The organism is Rhizobium sp. CSW-27, assembly GCF_018760785.1.
Classification (GTDB): Bacteria; Pseudomonadota; Alphaproteobacteria; order Rhizobiales; family Rhizobiaceae; genus Neorhizobium.
Window position 1 is genome coordinate 118877 of the sequence record NZ_JAHHZO010000006.1, and the last position, 15243, is coordinate 134119.

At 63.9% G+C, this 15243-nt stretch carries 9 protein-coding genes and 1 tRNA gene; 7 read left to right on the forward strand and 3 right to left on the reverse strand.

The features are described from left to right. Positions 1–12 precede the first annotated feature (12 nt). From KLP42_RS13605 to glgB, 5 genes are all read left to right on the forward strand, one after another. Positions 13–1890 carry a diguanylate cyclase domain-containing protein gene (locus tag KLP42_RS13605; protein WP_215567286.1) on the forward strand — a complete coding sequence of 626 codons (1878 nt, stop codon included), beginning with the start codon at positions 13–15 and terminating at the stop codon, positions 1888–1890. A gap of 107 nt (positions 1891–1997) precedes the next feature. Continuing rightward, positions 1998–2219, forward strand: coding sequence for a DUF982 domain-containing protein (locus tag KLP42_RS13610; RefSeq protein WP_215567287.1), 222 nt, complete (start codon positions 1998–2000; stop codon positions 2217–2219). Positions 2220–2297: 78 nt separating this feature from the next. After that, the gene (locus KLP42_RS13615) at positions 2298–5555 is read left to right on the forward strand and encodes a maltotransferase domain-containing protein (RefSeq protein ID WP_215567288.1); all 3258 of its coding nucleotides are present in this window, start codon (positions 2298–2300) and stop codon (positions 5553–5555) included. Between the two features lie 24 nt (positions 5556–5579). Beyond that, a complete protein-coding gene (gene treS / locus KLP42_RS13620; protein ID WP_215567458.1) occupies positions 5580–8864 on the forward strand; it encodes a maltose alpha-D-glucosyltransferase in 3285 nt (1094 codons plus the stop codon). Beyond that, positions 8861–11071 (forward strand): 1,4-alpha-glucan branching protein GlgB, encoded by a 2211-nt coding sequence (gene glgB / locus KLP42_RS13625; RefSeq protein ID WP_215567289.1) that lies wholly within the window; start codon positions 8861–8863, stop codon positions 11069–11071. Before treS ends, glgB begins: the two co-directional genes overlap by 4 nt. Positions 11072–11185: 114 nt before the next feature. On the opposite strand, the gene KLP42_RS13630 is transcribed toward glgB, so the two are convergent. After that, complete coding sequence (locus KLP42_RS13630) at positions 11186–11446, reverse strand: DUF6894 family protein (protein WP_215567290.1); 261 nt, start codon at positions 11444–11446, stop codon at positions 11186–11188. A 130-nt stretch (positions 11447–11576) separates the two neighbouring features. Here KLP42_RS13630 and KLP42_RS13635 point away from each other — a divergent pair, with 130 nt between their 5' ends. Together KLP42_RS13635 and KLP42_RS13640 are read left to right on the forward strand one after the other, a co-directional pair. Next, positions 11577–12296: a Crp/Fnr family transcriptional regulator gene (locus KLP42_RS13635; RefSeq protein ID WP_215567459.1), complete on the forward strand. Its 720-nt coding sequence runs from the start codon at positions 11577–11579 to the stop codon at positions 12294–12296. 135 nt (positions 12297–12431) lie between these two features. After that, positions 12432–12683, forward strand: coding sequence for a hypothetical protein (locus KLP42_RS13640; RefSeq protein WP_215567291.1), 252 nt, complete (start codon positions 12432–12434; stop codon positions 12681–12683). Between the two features lie 309 nt (positions 12684–12992). Here the strand turns inward: KLP42_RS13640 and tig are convergent, their stop codons facing one another. Then, positions 12993–14495 (reverse strand): trigger factor, encoded by a 1503-nt coding sequence (gene tig, locus KLP42_RS13645; protein WP_215567460.1) that lies wholly within the window; start codon positions 14493–14495, stop codon positions 12993–12995. Positions 14496–14656: 161 nt separating this feature from the next. Beyond that, positions 14657–14741, reverse strand: a tRNA-Leu gene (locus KLP42_RS13650). Positions 14742–15243: the final 502 nt, after the last annotated feature.

Sequence of the window (15243 nt, forward strand, 5' to 3'; positions counted from 1 at the left end):
AGACGAAATCTGATGCGCCGCACCGATACACGGCCTTTTGGAACCCTTGCCGCCCTGCTTGGCGGCCTTGCCGGCCTTGTGCTGTTCGGTATCTGGCTGGAGGAATCGGCACGGCGCGCCAACCTCGCACAAATCCGCCAAGCCCTTCACCAGTCGTCGCTGTCGCTCGGGCAGCACGCCGCCGACATGATCGAGGTGGCCGAGCTGACGCTGGCGGTGGCACGGGCGGGATTGTTGCGGCAGGATGATGCAGGCGGCGTGCAGATGCGGCTTGCGGAACACATGGACGACACGGCGGACCATGCCCGCCACATCGCACGGCTGATCTATGTCGATCGCGAGGGCAAGGGCACGGCCAGCCGGATGAATGACGGGGCGACCTCGATCGATGCGGCCGACCTGCCCTATTTCCGTTACCACCGCGACGATCCTTCCACCGAAGCCCTGCTTGGCGCACCGATGATGAGTCCGGTCAGCGGCGAGCGGGTGATTCCGGTCAGCCTTCGCCTGGAAGGGCCCGATCAGCGCTTTATCGGCGTACTGGCCGCCGAAATGCGGGTGGATGCCTTTTCCACCCTGTTTCAGAGGCTGGCATGGCTGCCTGGCGGGCTGGGTGCGGTCGCCCTCAATGACGGCCGGCTGCTCGCCCTGTTCTCCTCCACGCCGGTGTCCGGCCAGTTCGAACTGCCCTGGGCCGAGGTGATCGCGCCGCTTGCCAGGGCCGCGCCGGGCGGCGTGGTGCAGTCGGTCTGGGAGGCGGACGGCCTGTCGCGCCACACCGCCGTGCGGTATTTCGATCATCCGGCCATCACCGTCGTCACGGCAGCGACCGACGAGGCGATCAGCGCCCGCTGGTTCGCCGATTCCAAGCTGCGGCTTTTCGTCGGCGCCCTGCTGATCGGCGTCGGCCTGCTGGTCACGCTTCGCTGGTGGCGCCAGGTGGGCCTGCACATGGAAAGCCTGCGCCAGCTGAAACGGATGGAGGAAGAGTTCCGGCTTCTGGCCGAAGCCTCTGCCGACCTGATCGAGAAGCTGAGCCTCGAGGGGGTGCGCGAATATGTGTCGCCTGCGTCCCTCCAGATCCTTGGCCTGCCGCCCGAGCGCCTGATCGGCACCAATGTGCTGGACACTCTGCCGCCCGAGGAGCGGGAACGCGGCCTTGCGGCACTGGCAAACCTGCGCCACCGGGCCGAAACCCACCGCTCCGTGATCCGCTACATCTGCCCCGACGGACGGGAGCGCTGGCTGGAGACCGCCATCAGCCGGCTGGATGACAACCGCGGACGCGGCACCGGCCTGGTGGCGATCACCCGCGACATCACGCAGCAGAAGCTGCATACGGAGGAACTGGATGCGCTGGCGCATACCGACGGCCTGACCGGTCTTTCCAATCGCCGCGCCTTCGATGCGCAGCTGCAGGAGAGACGGCGTGCCGCACGGGAGAGTGGCCAGCCGCTTACCATGCTGATGATCGATGTGGACCGCTTCAAGCTCTACAATGACAGCTACGGCCACGCCGCCGGCGATACCTGCCTGAAGGAGGTGGCCTCGGCCATCGCCCGCTCCATCCGCAGAACAGACTTCGCCGCCCGCTACGGCGGGGAGGAATTCGCGGTGCTGATCGACGCGATCGATCAGGAGGCTGCCGTGCTGATTGCGGAGAAGATCCGCAAGCGGGTGGCCAGCAGGCGCTCCATGCATGACCGCAACATCCCCTGGGGCTATGTGACGGTGAGCATCGGCATTGCCGACTGGCAGCCGGGCAGCGCGCGGGACATCCATAGCCTCGTCGAGAACGCCGATGCGGCGCTTTATGCGGCCAAGGAGCGGCGCAACTGCGTGCGCACCCATGCCGCAACCGGTGGTCTTGGCTCCAAACTGAGCGCCTGACGCACCGAACTTTCCTGCCCCTTCGACCAGGGCCGGCGGAACTGACCGGCGCTGGCGCAGTTAGGCCCGCGCATGCAGCGTGCATGCGCACAGGGAGGAAAGACAGGATGGAACGCACACCATGGAATCCGCCGGTTCGCATCGGCCGCGACAGTGTCGGGGACGCGCTGGAAGCGCTCGCCTACATGGAGCGACGCTGGCCGAGGATCAAGGGCATGTGCTTCGCCGAAGCCCATCTCGCCTGCCTTGCCGCGCTCGACGGGCGACAGGCGGCAGCGGATGCCCGCACCCGCTTCATGGCGGCGGTGGAGGAGGCGCGCCTGCACTGAGGGGCACAGGAACAAGCCCCGCCCGATCGCGTTAGAGCCCGGAGACATTCCGGGAATCTTTAAGGATCAGGCGAAACCATGACCCTCGCACAGGCCGACGTGCCCTTCCGACCTCGCGCTGCTGCCGGCCCGCGGCTCTATTATCTCCATCCCCTGCTGCTGCGGGGGGAGCAAGCCTGGGCCGCCGCCTTCCGCCACGCACGGAATCTGGGCTTCGACACGGTTCTGTGCGCGCCCCCGACCGCGCGAAGCGAGGGCGCCAGCGTCTTTGTCGCCCGCGATCCAGACCGTCTCGATCCGCTGCTCGGTTTCGGCGAGGATCTCGATACCGGACTGCAGCGGCTGGCCGCACTTGCCGGGACGCACGGCCTCTCGCTGATGGTCGATCTGGTGGTCGACAGACAGGCGCTCGCCGGGAGCCAGGCCGAGCCGGTGCTTGCCGATCCCCGCCAGCCTCCCGACGAGGCGGGAAGCCGAAAGCTTGCGCTGGACGACGATGCGCTGGCGCAGCATCTCGACGCCTGGTGCAGCCGCATCGAGACCATGGTACGTGCCGGGATATCCGGCTTCCGCTGCCTCGGCCTCGACCGCGTGCCGCAGGACACCTGGCGCCGGCTGATCGAGGCGGGCCGCGCCGCCGATCCCTCGACCGCCTTCCTCGCCTGGACGCCCGGCACCAGTTTCGAGCTGCGCCGCACCCTGCCCGGTCTCGGCTTCGACGGCTGTTTTTCCTCGCTCGCCTGGTGGGACCTGGAAAGCCGCTGGTTCATCGAGGAATACGAGATCCAACGCCGTTTTGCCTGGCAGATCGCCTTTCCCGAAGCGCCCTTCGCGCGGCGTTTGGCGCATGGCATGGAGAGCACCGAAATCCGCCTGCGGCGGGCACACCAGGCGCTGCAGCTCGCCGCAACGCTCGGCCAGGGCCTGATGGTACCGATGGGTTTTGAATATGGAGCGACGTCGCCGCTCGACCCCATCTTCGGCGACGGCGGAGGGCTGAGAGGGCTGGCCGAGCGGCAGACCTATGACCTTTCGGCGGACATCCGCGCCACCAATGAGCGGCTCGACCGGTCCGACGACCGTTTTGCCCAGAAGCCGCTGCGCCTCATTTCCAGCACGCAGAGCCCGGCGCTTGCCCTGTTGCAGGCCGATAGCGAGGATACGCGGACGGCCGGTGGCGTGCGCCTCGTCGTCGTCAACCGCGACCTGCGCCGCACAGCCCCGGCACCGCTGAATGCGCTGCGCGAAGCGGCCTCCGCATTCCTGCCGCTGAAGCCCATCGATCAGCCCGAGGCCGACGCCATTCCGTCCGCGCTTCGCCTTCAGCCGGGAGAACTTCGCCTTCTGGAAGGCAGTGCCTCGCCGGCAATCCGCGACGCGGTTCCGGCGCAGGATGTGATGGAGGCCGCCGCCTCCCCCCGCCTTGCCATTGAGGCGATCACGCCTTCGGTGGATGACGGTCGTTTTCCGGTAAAAAGGATCGTCGGCGAGACGGTGACCGTGGAGGCGGATCTCTTTGGCGACGGGCACGACCCGATTTCCGCCGCCCTCGTCTTCCGCGCCGCCGACGAGGCGCACTGGACCGAGGTCCCGATGCGCCTGGTCGAAAACGATCGCTGGCGGGCGGACTTCACCCCGCGCCGCATGGGCCGCTACGAGTTCGCCGTGGAGACCTGGCGCAATCCCTTCCAGATCTTCCGCTACGAGCTTTCCAAGAAACACGAGGCACGTCTCGACCTGACGCTGGAGCTTCAGGAGGGATTGAACCTGATCCGCGCGACGCTCGACGGGGATGCGGGAGATACGGCAGCGGCGCTGCGGGATCTTCTGACCCGGCTGGAGCAGGCGCCGGAGGCGGAGCGTATCGCCCTTCTGTTGTCGCCTGAGACCTATGCCTTGATGGCAAAGGCAGACCGGCGCCCGCATCGGGTGCGCTCCAAAGCCATCCCGCTCGATGCCGAGCGGCGGGAGGCAGCTTTCGCCAGCTGGTACCAGATCTTTCCGCGCTCGCAGAGCGGCGACCCGAACCGCCACGGCACCTTCGATGACGTCATCAAGCGACTTCCCGCCATCCGCGAGATGGGTTTCGACGTTCTCTACTTCCCGCCGATCCACCCGATCGGCAAGACCAACCGCAAGGGCCGCAACAATTCCCTGACGGCGGGGCCAAACGATCCGGGCAGCCCCTATGGCATCGGCTCGGAGGAGGGCGGCCATGACGCGATACATCCCGAACTTGGAACTTTCGAGGATTTCCGCCGGCTGGTGGACGCCGCCAAAGAGCACGGGCTGGAGATCGCGCTCGACCTCGCCATCCAGGCCTCGCCCGATCATCCCTGGCTGAAGGAGCATCCCGGCTGGTTCGACTGGCGGCCAGACGGCACCGTGCGATATGCCGAAAACCCGCCGAAGAAATACGAGGACATCGTCAATGTCGATTTCTACGCCAGGGACGCAGTGCCCTCGCTCTGGGTAGAACTGCGCGACGTGGTGCAGAAATGGGTCGACAACGGCGTCAAACTCTTCCGGGTCGACAATCCCCACACAAAACCCCTGCCCTTCTGGGAATGGCTGATCGCCGATATCCGCAACCGCCATCCGGAGGTGGTTTTCCTCTCGGAAGCCTTCACCCGGCCGAAGGTCATGTACCGCCTCGCCAAAGTCGGTTTCTCGCAGTCCTACACCTACTTCACCTGGCGCAACACGAAGTGGGAGCTGGAAACCTATATGCGCGAGATCACCACGGAGGCGCCGAAGGATTTCTTCCGGCCGCACTTCTTCGTCAACACGCACGACATCAACCCGGACTTTTTGCAGAACGCGCCGCGCTCGGCCTATCTGATCCGTGCGGCGCTTGCCGCCACGCTCTCCGGCCTCTGGGGCGTCTACAACGGTTTCGAACTCTGCGAAGGCCGGCCGGATGCCAAGCGCAAGGAATACGCGGATTCGGAGAAATACGAGATCCGCGCCTGGGATTACGACCGTCCGGGCAACATCAAGGCAGAGATTGCTCTGCTCAACCGCATCCGCCGCGAAAACCCGGCTTTGCACTCGCATCTCGGCTTGAGGCAGCTGATCGCCTGGAACGACAACATCATGTTCTACGAGAAGGCGAGCCCGGGCCGCGAGAACGTTCTGCTCGTCGGGGTGAGCCTCGATCCGCACGCCAGCCAGGAGGCCGATGTCGAGATACCGCTCTGGTCATGGAACCTCCCGGACCATGGCGCGCTTAACCTGGAAGACCTCGTCACGGGCCAGACATTCGTGGCGACGGGCAAATGGCAGAGGCTGAGGCTTCAGCCGCAGATGCCCTTTTCCATCTGGCGCGTGCGGTAACGGGAGAAGACGAGAATGGACATGATGCAAGGCGCACAGACGCAGCAGACGGACCAGAACCTGCTCTGGTACAAGGATTCGATCATCTATCAGCTGCACGTCAAATCCTTCTTTGACGCCAATGGCGACGGGATCGGCGACTTTGCCGGGCTGACGGAAAAGATCGACCATATCGCCTCGCTCGGCGCGACCGCGATCTGGCTGCTGCCCTTCTTTCCCTCGCCGCGCCGCGATGACGGCTACGATATTGCCGATTACGGCAATGTCTCCCCGGACTACGGCACGATGGAGGAGTTCCGCGCCTTCGTGGATGCAGCGCATGCCCGGGGCATCCGCGTCATCATTGAGCTCGTCATCAACCACACCTCCGACCAGCACCCCTGGTTCCAGCGGGCCCGAAACTCACCACCTGGATCGCCCGAGCGGGACTTTTACGTGTGGTCGGACACGGACCAGAAGTTTCCGGAAACCCGGATCATCTTTCTCGATACGGAGAAATCCAACTGGACCTGGGATCCGGTGGCCGGCGCCTATTACTGGCACCGCTTCTACTCCCACCAGCCGGATCTCAACTTCGACAATCCGCAGGTGCTGGACGAACTCCTGAGCGTCATGCGCTTCTGGCTGGAGACCGGCATCGACGGTTTCCGCCTCGACGCGATCCCCTATCTCGTCGAGCGCGAAGGCACGATTAACGAAAACCTGCCCGAGACGCATGACATCCTGAAGAAGATCCGCGCAGCGCTGGACGCCACCCACCCGGGCAAGGTGCTTCTGGCCGAAGCCAACCAGTGGCCGGAGGATACCAGCGAATATTTTGGTGACGGCGATGAATGCAACATGGCCTTCCACTTCCCGCTGATGCCGCGCATGTACATGGCGATCGCCAAGGAGGACCGCTTTCCGATCACCGACATCATGCGCCAGACGCCGGAGATCCCGGAAAACTGCCAGTGGGCGATCTTCCTGCGCAACCATGACGAACTGACGCTGGAAATGGTGACGGACGAGGAGCGCGACTATCTCTGGAGCATCTACGCGTCCGACCAGCGGGCGCGCATCAATCTCGGCATCCGCCGGCGCTTAGCGCCGCTGATGGAGCGCGACCGCCGCCGCGTCGAACTGATGAACGGCCTTTTGCTCTCCATGCCCGGCACGCCTGTTCTCTATTACGGCGACGAGATCGGCATGGGCGACAATATCTATCTCGGCGACCGCGACGGCGTGCGCACGCCAATGCAGTGGTCGCCCGACCGCAATGGCGGTTTTTCGCGCGCCGATCCGGCCCGTCTCGTTCTGCCGCCGGTCATGGACCCGCTCTATGGTTATGAGGCGCTGAATGTCGAAGCGCAGAGCGTCGATACGCATTCGCTGCTCAACTGGACGCGCCGCATGCTGGCGCTGCGTGGTCGCCACCCCGCCTTCGGCCGCGGCTCGTTGCGCTTCCTGACGCCCGGCAACCGCAAGATTCTCGCCTATCTGCGGGAGTATGACGGCGAGACGATCCTGTGCGTGGCGAACCTCTCTCGCCTGCCGCAGGCGGTCGAACTGGACCTGTCGGAATTCCAGGGCCGTGTGCCGATCGAACTCACCGGCATGTCGCCCTTCCCGCCGATCGGCCAGCTGACCTATCTGCTGACGCTGCCGCCCTTCTCTTTCTACTGGTTCCAGCTGGTGGCCGAAGCAGATGGCCCGACCTGGCGCACCGAGCCGCCTGAACAACTTCCGGATCTCACGACGCTGGTCTTTCGCCGCGACCTGACGGAACTGGTGGACGAGCCGCGGCTTTCCGCCACGCTGTCACGCGAGATTCTGCCCGCCTATCTCGGCAAGCGCCGCTGGTTCGGGTCCAAGGGCGAGAAACTGAAGAGCGCCAAGCTGGTCGCGGCAACGCCGATGGGTTTTACCCACAACATCATGCTCGGCGAACTGGAAGCCGAGCTGGAAGGCCACACCGAAACCTATCTTCTGCCACTCACGCCAGCCTGGGACGAGCAGCAGCCCTCGGCGCTGGCCCAGCAGCTGGCGCTGGCCCGCATCCGCCAGGGCCGCAGGGTCGGCTTTCTGACGGATGGTTTTGCGGTCGAGGCTTTGGCACGCGGCGTGATCCGTGGGCTCTGCGAGCGCTCGGTGATTTCCGGCCGGGCCGGAACGCTCGAATTCCTCGGCAGCGAAAATCTGGACTGCATGACGTTGAGCGACGAGATGGAAGTCCGCTGGCTTTCTGCCGAACAGTCGAACAGCTCGCTGATCATCGGTGACCTCGCGATGGTGAAGCTCATCCGTCACATCTTCCCGGGCATCCATCCAGAAGTCGAGATGACGCGCTACCTGACGAAGGTGGGTTACAAGAACACCGCACCGCTGCTCGGCGAAGTAGCCCGCATCGCACCGGACGGCTCGCGCTTCACGCTGATCCTCGTACAGGGCGCCATCCGCAACCAGGGCGACGCCTGGAACTGGTTGCTCACCAACCTGCGCCGTGTCCTCGACGACATCGGCCTGACGCAGCCGGAAGACGAGGCGATCGACGACATGCTGCGCCCGCTCGTCACCATGGCCGGCACGATCGGCACACGGCTCGGCGAACTGCATGCGGCATTGGCCATCGCCACTGACGACGAGGATTTTCGCCCGCTGCCGGCACAGGCCGAGAATGTCGAACTGTGGCGGCTGAGTGCCGTCGGCCAGATCGAGAAAGCGCTCTCGATCCTTGAGGACGACAACGGAGAGTTCGATGCAGAAACCGCCGCCATGGCAAAGCCGCTTCTCGCCCGTCGCGACGAGTTGCTGGGCCTTGCCGCAGAGCTTGCCAAGGCCGCCGAGGGTGCAATGATGATCCGCAACCATGGCGATTTCCACCTTGGCCAGATCCTCGTGGCGGAAGCCGATGCCTATATCATCGACTTCGAGGGCGAACCCGCCCGCGACCTCTCCGAACGGCGCGCCAAGACGATCCCGCTGCGCGACGTGGCGGGTCTCCTAAGGTCGCTGAGCTATCTCGCCGCCACTGCGGATCTGGAAAACGAGGCCGTGACGGAGACGGAAAATCCGGATCGGACGGCGCTGATCCGCCGCTTCACCGAACAGGCGGAACAGGCATTCCTGAATGGATATCTCGCGGCCGTCGACCAGTCGGAGGCGCTCGCCGTCGATCCGGAGCGCCGCCGCCGCATGCTCGACCTCTACCTCCTCGAAAAAGCCGCGTACGAGATCGGCTACGAGGCCAGAAACCGCCCGAAATGGCTGCCCATCCCGCTTGGCGGTTTTGCCGCCATCGTGGACCGGCTGACGGAGAAGACCGCATGAACATCGAACGCTCCGAACTGACGACCGGCCTCGACCGCGAGGCGCTGAATGCGCTGGTCGAAGGCCGTCACGGCGACCCGTTCTCGATCCTCGGCCCGCATCCGGTGCAGGGCGCAAGCATTATCCGCGCCTTCCTGCCCGGTGCCGAGAGCGTCGAGATCCTTAACCGCGACACCGGCCATGTGGATGCGAAAATGCACGCGATCCACCCCGGCGGCATCTTTGCCGCCGCGGTCGAAAGCGGCAGCCGTTATCGCCTGCGCATTCAGTGGCCGGACGCGGTGCAGGAGACGGAAGACCCCTATTCCTTCGACCTGTTGCTCGGTGACCTCGACCTGCACCTGATCGGCCAGGGCACGCATTACGATCTCGGCCGCACGCTCGGTGCCCGCGCCATGGAGATCGACGGCGTCTCGGGCGTGCGCTTTTCGGTCTGGGCGCCGAATGCAAGGCGGGTCTCCGTCGTCGGCGATTTCAACGCCTGGGACGGCCGCCGCCACCCGATGCGGCTTCGCCAGGCCTCCGGTGTGTGGGAGCTCTTCGTGCCGCGGCTGGGGCCCGGCGACCGCTACAAGTTCGAGATTGTCGACCGCAACGGCACCGTCCTGCCGCAGAAGGCCGATCCGGTGGCACGCGCCAGCGAGGCGGCACCGGCCACCGCCTCCATCGTCGCCTCCAGCCAGCCCTTCCGCTGGACGGATGACGAATGGATGCGCGGAAGCACCGAACTCCGCTCCGGTGAAGGGCCGATATCCGTTTACGAAGTGCATCTCGGCTCGTGGCTGAGGATTGCCGAAGAGAACAACCGTTCGCTCGACTGGGTGGAACTCAGCCAGCGTCTGGTGCCCTATGCGGAAAAACTCGGCTTCACCCATATCGAACTGTTGCCGATCATGGAGCATCCGTTCGGCGGCTCCTGGGGCTATCAGCCGCTCGGCCTGTTTGCCCCGACCGGTCGGTATGGCACGCCGGAGGATTTCGCCTATTTCATCGACCGCTGCCATGCGGCAGGCATCGGCGTCATCCTCGACTGGGTTCCGGCGCATTTCCCGACCGATGTCTGGGGGCTGGCGCGTTTCGACGGCACCGCGCTCTACGAGCACGAGGATCCGCGCGAAGGTTTCCACAGAGACTGGAATACGCTCATCTACAATCTCGGCCGCAACGAGGTGAAGGGGTTCCTGATCGCCTCCGCCCTGGAGTGGCTGGAGCATTTCCATATCGATGCGCTGCGTGTCGATGCGGTGGCCTCCATGCTCTACCGGGATTATTCGCGCGATGCCGGCGAATGGATTCCGAACCAATATGGCGGACGGGAAAACCTAGAATCCGTCGAGTTCTTCAAGCATCTGAACAGCATCATCCATCAGCGCTGCCCGCATGCCTTCACGGTGGCCGAGGAATCGACCGCCTGGCCGGGCGTCACCAAGCCTGTCGAAGAGGGCGGCCTCGGTTTCGATTTCAAGTGGAACATGGGCTGGATGCACGACACGCTGCATTACATGGAAAAGGAGCCGCTCTTTCGCCAGTATCACCACGGCATGATGACCTTCGGCATGGTCTATGCGTATTCCGAGCGCTTCATGCTGCCGCTCAGCCATGACGAGGTGGTGCATGGCAAGGGCTCGCTGGTCGGCAAGATGCCCGGCGATCACTGGCAGAAGATGGCAAACCTGCGCGCCTATTTCGGTTTCATGTGGGCCCATCCCGGCAAGAAGCTGATGTTCATGGGCGGCGAGATCGGCCAGTTGAGCGAATGGAACCACGATGGCTCCGTGCACTGGGACCTGCTCGACCGACCCGACCATGCCGGGCTTCAGCGTCTGATTTCCGACCTCAACCGGCTTTATGCCGCCGAACCCGCCCTGCAATACGGCGATCTTCACCCGGAGGGTTTCGAGTGGGTGATCGGTGACGATGCCGCCAATTCCGTCTTCGGCATGCTGCGCAAGGCGCAAGACGGCCGCGCCTGCATTCTGGCGATCAGCCACCTGACGCCGGTGCCACGCGAGGGCTACCGGGTCGGCGTGCCGCAACCCGGCCGCTGGCAGGTGGTGCTGAACACGGATGCCGGTGTCTATGGCGGCTCCAACCTCGGCAACCTGGAGGTCTGGAGCGAGCCGGAAACCGCGCATGGCCAGCCGCAATCCGTGCTGCTGACCCTGCCGCCGCTGGCGACCGTCTATCTGAAATGGACCGATAGATGAGGAAGGATGAAACCTGAGCGCCCGCACCGGGCGCGCTCCGGGGCCGGAGCGCCACCAGCCCGAGGCGGCGGAGCGAGTTTCGCCGCTCGGTCCGCTGTCAACGGTGGCGGACGCTCATGCGGGGCGTTCCAGTTCCTGCCTTCGCTCGAGCCAGCGCGAGACGAAGGTGACGCTGCCGACGAAAACCGATTGCCCCTGCGCATCGCGCAGTTCCAGAACGATCGACATGGCATCCCGTCCCCTCAGGTCGTCGCGAGCCATGTCCGAAAGAATGCGATGCGCCTCGCGCTCCACCGCTTCGCGGCCCTCCAGTTCCATCGCCACGGGGCCGTAAAGCGCTCCGTCATTGAAGACATCGAAATAATAATGGGCCATCGTTTTCTTCCTCACTCATTCCGAGGTCCAATCGGTCGCCGGAAATAAATGTTCCAGCGCCGGGCACAAAAGCGCCTCCCGCCTGTTCCCATGTCCACCACGATCGGAAGGACCCATGGCACAGACCGACATGATTGCCCCGTTGCTGGCAAATCTTGAGCAGCGGGACAGGCTGAGCGACGCGGAAAAGGCAAGCCTTCGCGCCATCCTGACGCGTGAGCGCCGGGTGGCGGCACAGGAGGACATCGTGATGGAGGGCGACCGCCCGACAACCAGTTCGCTTCTGCTGGAAGGCTTTGCCGCCCGCTACAACATGACCGGAGAGGGTCAGCGACAGTTGACCTCGCTGCATGTGCCGGGCGAATTCATCGACCTGCATGCCTTTCTGGCCAAGACGATGGATCACGGCATCGTGGCCCTGTCGCCCTGCCGAATTGCCATGGCCGAACACAGCGCAATGCGTGACATCACCGAGCGCACGCCGCATGTTGCACGGCTGCTTTGGCTGGACACCCTGATTCAGGGGGCTATTAGCCGGCAGTGGATCGTTGCCATGGGGCGGCGCTCGCGGGCGGCGCATCTCTCCCAGATCATCTGCGAACTCTACATGCGCCTGCAGATCGTCGACCAGATCGAGGACGACAGCTTTCACTTCCCGCTTTCGCAACTGCAGATGGCCGACATCATGGGCCTCTCGCTGGTGCACATGAACCGGGTGATCCAGGAACTGCGCGCCGCCGGCTTCATCAGCTGGACGCGCGAGCGGATCGCCATTCACGACTGGGAGCGTCTGAAGGCCTTTGCCGGCTTCGATCCGACCTATCTGCATCTTCGCAGCGAGCCACGATAAGGCGCGCCAGCAATTTGATTCTGCAAGTCTTTTTTCTTCCGCCGACAGGCAAAAACATAATGAACGATCGGTTAACCGGCTTGAACGGGCTGCCGGCCGGCTTTATTAAGTCAGCTCTTACGTTGAGTACCAGCAATGACCATTGATTCTCTTCTTGACTGTCAGGAACGCGGCGCCCGCGCCCGTATCCTGGGCGCTCTGGCAAGCGAAAACCCCTATCTTCTGCGCCCGGTGCCGGGCATTGACGCGCAGCAGCAGGCGCTGATGTGCGAAGCCTGGGCCTTCGGCTGGGCCATAGAGGACGCCATGCGCCGGATCGACACAGGCTTTTACGGTTTCTTAATCCGGGATGAAGCTTTGCAGCAGGCACACTGTCGCGTCGCTTGAGCGGCGCGCCATCCGCCGGTTAAGGGACCGGCAGCCGGCATTATTTGCCGGTCAGGGGCTCGCGGACCCCCTTCTCACATGAGTTGGTGAGCCCCGTCTTTCGTTCAAGAGCATTGCAGCTCCGCCACCGGGCGATCCGGACCTTTTCCTTCGACAGCTCAGGCCGACCGCCACCGGGCGCAACCGCATGGCCGCCGGGCCGCTTCGTCGCGCCCTGCCGGCAGGCTTGCGACGCGGCCACGCCGACACATGAAAACCCCCGGCGCCGGGCACCGGGGGTCCTGAAACGGATCGACGTCAGCGCATCGGTTATTCGGCGTCGCCTTCGGCGGCCTTCTTCTTCGAAGCGGCCTTCTTCTTCGGTGCCGGAGCCTCTTCGCCTTCGGCGGCATCGGCCTCGGCAGCCTCAGCCTTGGCAGCCTTCTTCTTCGGCGCAGCCTTCTTCTTTTCGGCCTTGTCGGCGTCTTCGGAAGACTCTTCGTCGTCGGCCATCAGCTCGTCCTTCGTCACGGTCTTGTCGGTGACGTCGATTTCGGACAGCAGCTTGTCGATGACCTTCTCTTCGAAGATCGGGGCGCGCAGCGAGGCGGCGGCACCGGGGGTGTTGCGGAAGAAGTCGAGGATTTCCTTCTGCTGGCCCGGGAACTGCTGCAGCTGGGCATAGAGCGCACGCTGCATTTCCTCTTCGGTCACTTCGACGCCGGCCTTTTCGCCGATTTCGGAGAGAACGAGGCCGAGGCGAACGCGACGTTCGGCGAGCTTGCGATATTCCTCGCGGGCTTCCTCTTCCGTCGTGTCTTCATCGGCAAAGGTCTTGCCGGACTGCTGCAGATCGGTGTTGATCTGGCGCCAGATGTTGTCGAATTCCGCATCGACCAGGCCGGCCGGGGTTTCGAACTTGTACATCTCGTCCAGCTGGTCGAGGATCTGGCGCTTGACCTTCTGGCGCGTGACGTTGCCGTACTGGCCTTCGATCTGGCCGCGCACGATTTCCTTCAGCTTGTCGAGCGATTCGATGCCGAGCTGGGATGCCAGTTCGTCGTTCAGTTCAAGCGCGGCGGGGGCAGCGACTTCCTTGACGGTGATGTCGAAGGTGGCTTCCTTGCCGGCGAGGTTGGCAGCCGGATATTCGGCCGGGAAGGTGACGGTGATGACCTTTTCATCGCCAGCCTTGAGACCAACGAGCTGGTCTTCGAAGCCCGGGATGAAGCGGCCGGAACCGATCACCAGATCGGCATCTTCGGCAGCGCCGCCATCGAAGGCAACGCCGTCAACCTTGCCGAGGTAGTTCATGGTGACGCGATCGCCCGTTTCGGCGGCGCCATCCTTGGCAGCATAGGTACGGGCGTTTTCAGCGATCTTGAGGATCTGCTCGTTGACTTCGTCTTCCGACACCTCGACGACTTCGCGGGTCACCTTGATGCCGCTCGTCGGCTGCAGCTCGATCGGCGGGATCACTTCGTAGGACAGGGTGAATTCGAAATCAGCCTGGGCGTTCAGGATCTTTTCGGCTTCGGCTTCGTCCTCGGTCATCGAGATCGACGGCTGCGTTGCAGACTTCTCGCCGCGCTCCGACAGGATGGCGCTCGGACGGTCACGCACGATCTCATTGACGAGTTCCGCCATCACCGACTTGCCGTACATCTTCTTCAGGTGGCTCATCGGCACCTTGCCCGGACGGAAGCCGTTGACGCGCACCTTGTCCTTGGCATCCGCCAGGCGCTCGTTCATGCGCTGTTCCATGTCCTTGGCCGGGATTACGACCTTGATTTCGCGCTTCAGCCCTTCAGCGAGCGTTTCGATAACCTGCATTGTCATACCTTCATATCATGCGGCGGTGCTCACACAGCCGGGGTTTCCATGAGCACGACGCCGGAACCTGTCGCCGGTCGTGGCTTCGATGCAATCTCGTTTGCGCTGGGGCTCATGCGGCCGCCAGGCGGATCAGGCCTGCGGCAATGCTGCCGCGGAACTGGTGCGGGTAGAGAGACTTGAACTCCCACGCCTTGCGGCACCAGAACCTAAATCTGGCGTGTCTACCAATTTCACCATACCCGCGCCCCGTCACCACGTCGAAATTCCTCGCGCAGAGGCCTTCCGGAGCGCGCGTCTCTATAACAACCGTTTTTTCCCCACGCAAAGGAAAAATGACAACCGCCGCGCCTGCCCACCGGCGAATTCGGGGCCTACCGGCAGGCGCTGCGACGCCCGGTAATTTACCAAACTCTAATAGATTTGCGCTAGCCTGTTTTACAGCCGCAGAGAGCCATGAGGCCGGCGAATAGCTCGCATTCTCATATTGCACTGCACAAACTGCAGGATCTGACTATAGTCAAGGCAACAGGAACGGCAACGTTCCGACGACGTGGCGGTCGGGAGCCCTGCTCCAAAACAGCCTCGGGGATTTTCCCGAACGAATTTCGTGGCTTCGCACTCCTCCTCCCGGCGAGCCACGATGGACTGGCGAGATCCCTCCTCCCGATCGCCAGTCACCTTCCAGACGCCCGCCGGACCTCCTCCCCCGGTGGGCGTCTTCGTTTTCGCCCCTTCCATCCGTCTT

What these genes read in the sequence shown, in the direction of transcription:
- KLP42_RS13605 (WP_215567286.1), top strand. Translation starts at nt 13, where the DNA reads ATGCGCCGCACCGATACACGGCCTTTTGGAACCCTTGCCGCCCTGCTT.
- KLP42_RS13610 (WP_215567287.1), top strand. Translation starts at nt 1,998, where the DNA reads ATGGAACGCACACCATGGAATCCGCCGGTTCGCATCGGCCGCGACAGT.
- KLP42_RS13615 (WP_215567288.1), top strand. Translation starts at nt 2,298, where the DNA reads ATGACCCTCGCACAGGCCGACGTGCCCTTCCGACCTCGCGCTGCTGCC.
- treS (WP_215567458.1), top strand. Translation starts at nt 5,580, where the DNA reads ATGCAAGGCGCACAGACGCAGCAGACGGACCAGAACCTGCTCTGGTAC.
- glgB (WP_215567289.1), top strand. Translation starts at nt 8,861, where the DNA reads ATGAACATCGAACGCTCCGAACTGACGACCGGCCTCGACCGCGAGGCG.
- KLP42_RS13630 (WP_215567290.1), bottom strand. Translation starts at nt 11,446, where the DNA reads ATGGCCCATTATTATTTCGATGTCTTCAATGACGGAGCGCTTTACGGC.
- KLP42_RS13635 (WP_215567459.1), top strand. Translation starts at nt 11,577, where the DNA reads ATGATTGCCCCGTTGCTGGCAAATCTTGAGCAGCGGGACAGGCTGAGC.
- KLP42_RS13640 (WP_215567291.1), top strand. Translation starts at nt 12,432, where the DNA reads ATGACCATTGATTCTCTTCTTGACTGTCAGGAACGCGGCGCCCGCGCC.
- tig (WP_215567460.1), bottom strand. Translation starts at nt 14,495, where the DNA reads ATGCAGGTTATCGAAACGCTCGCTGAAGGGCTGAAGCGCGAAATCAAG.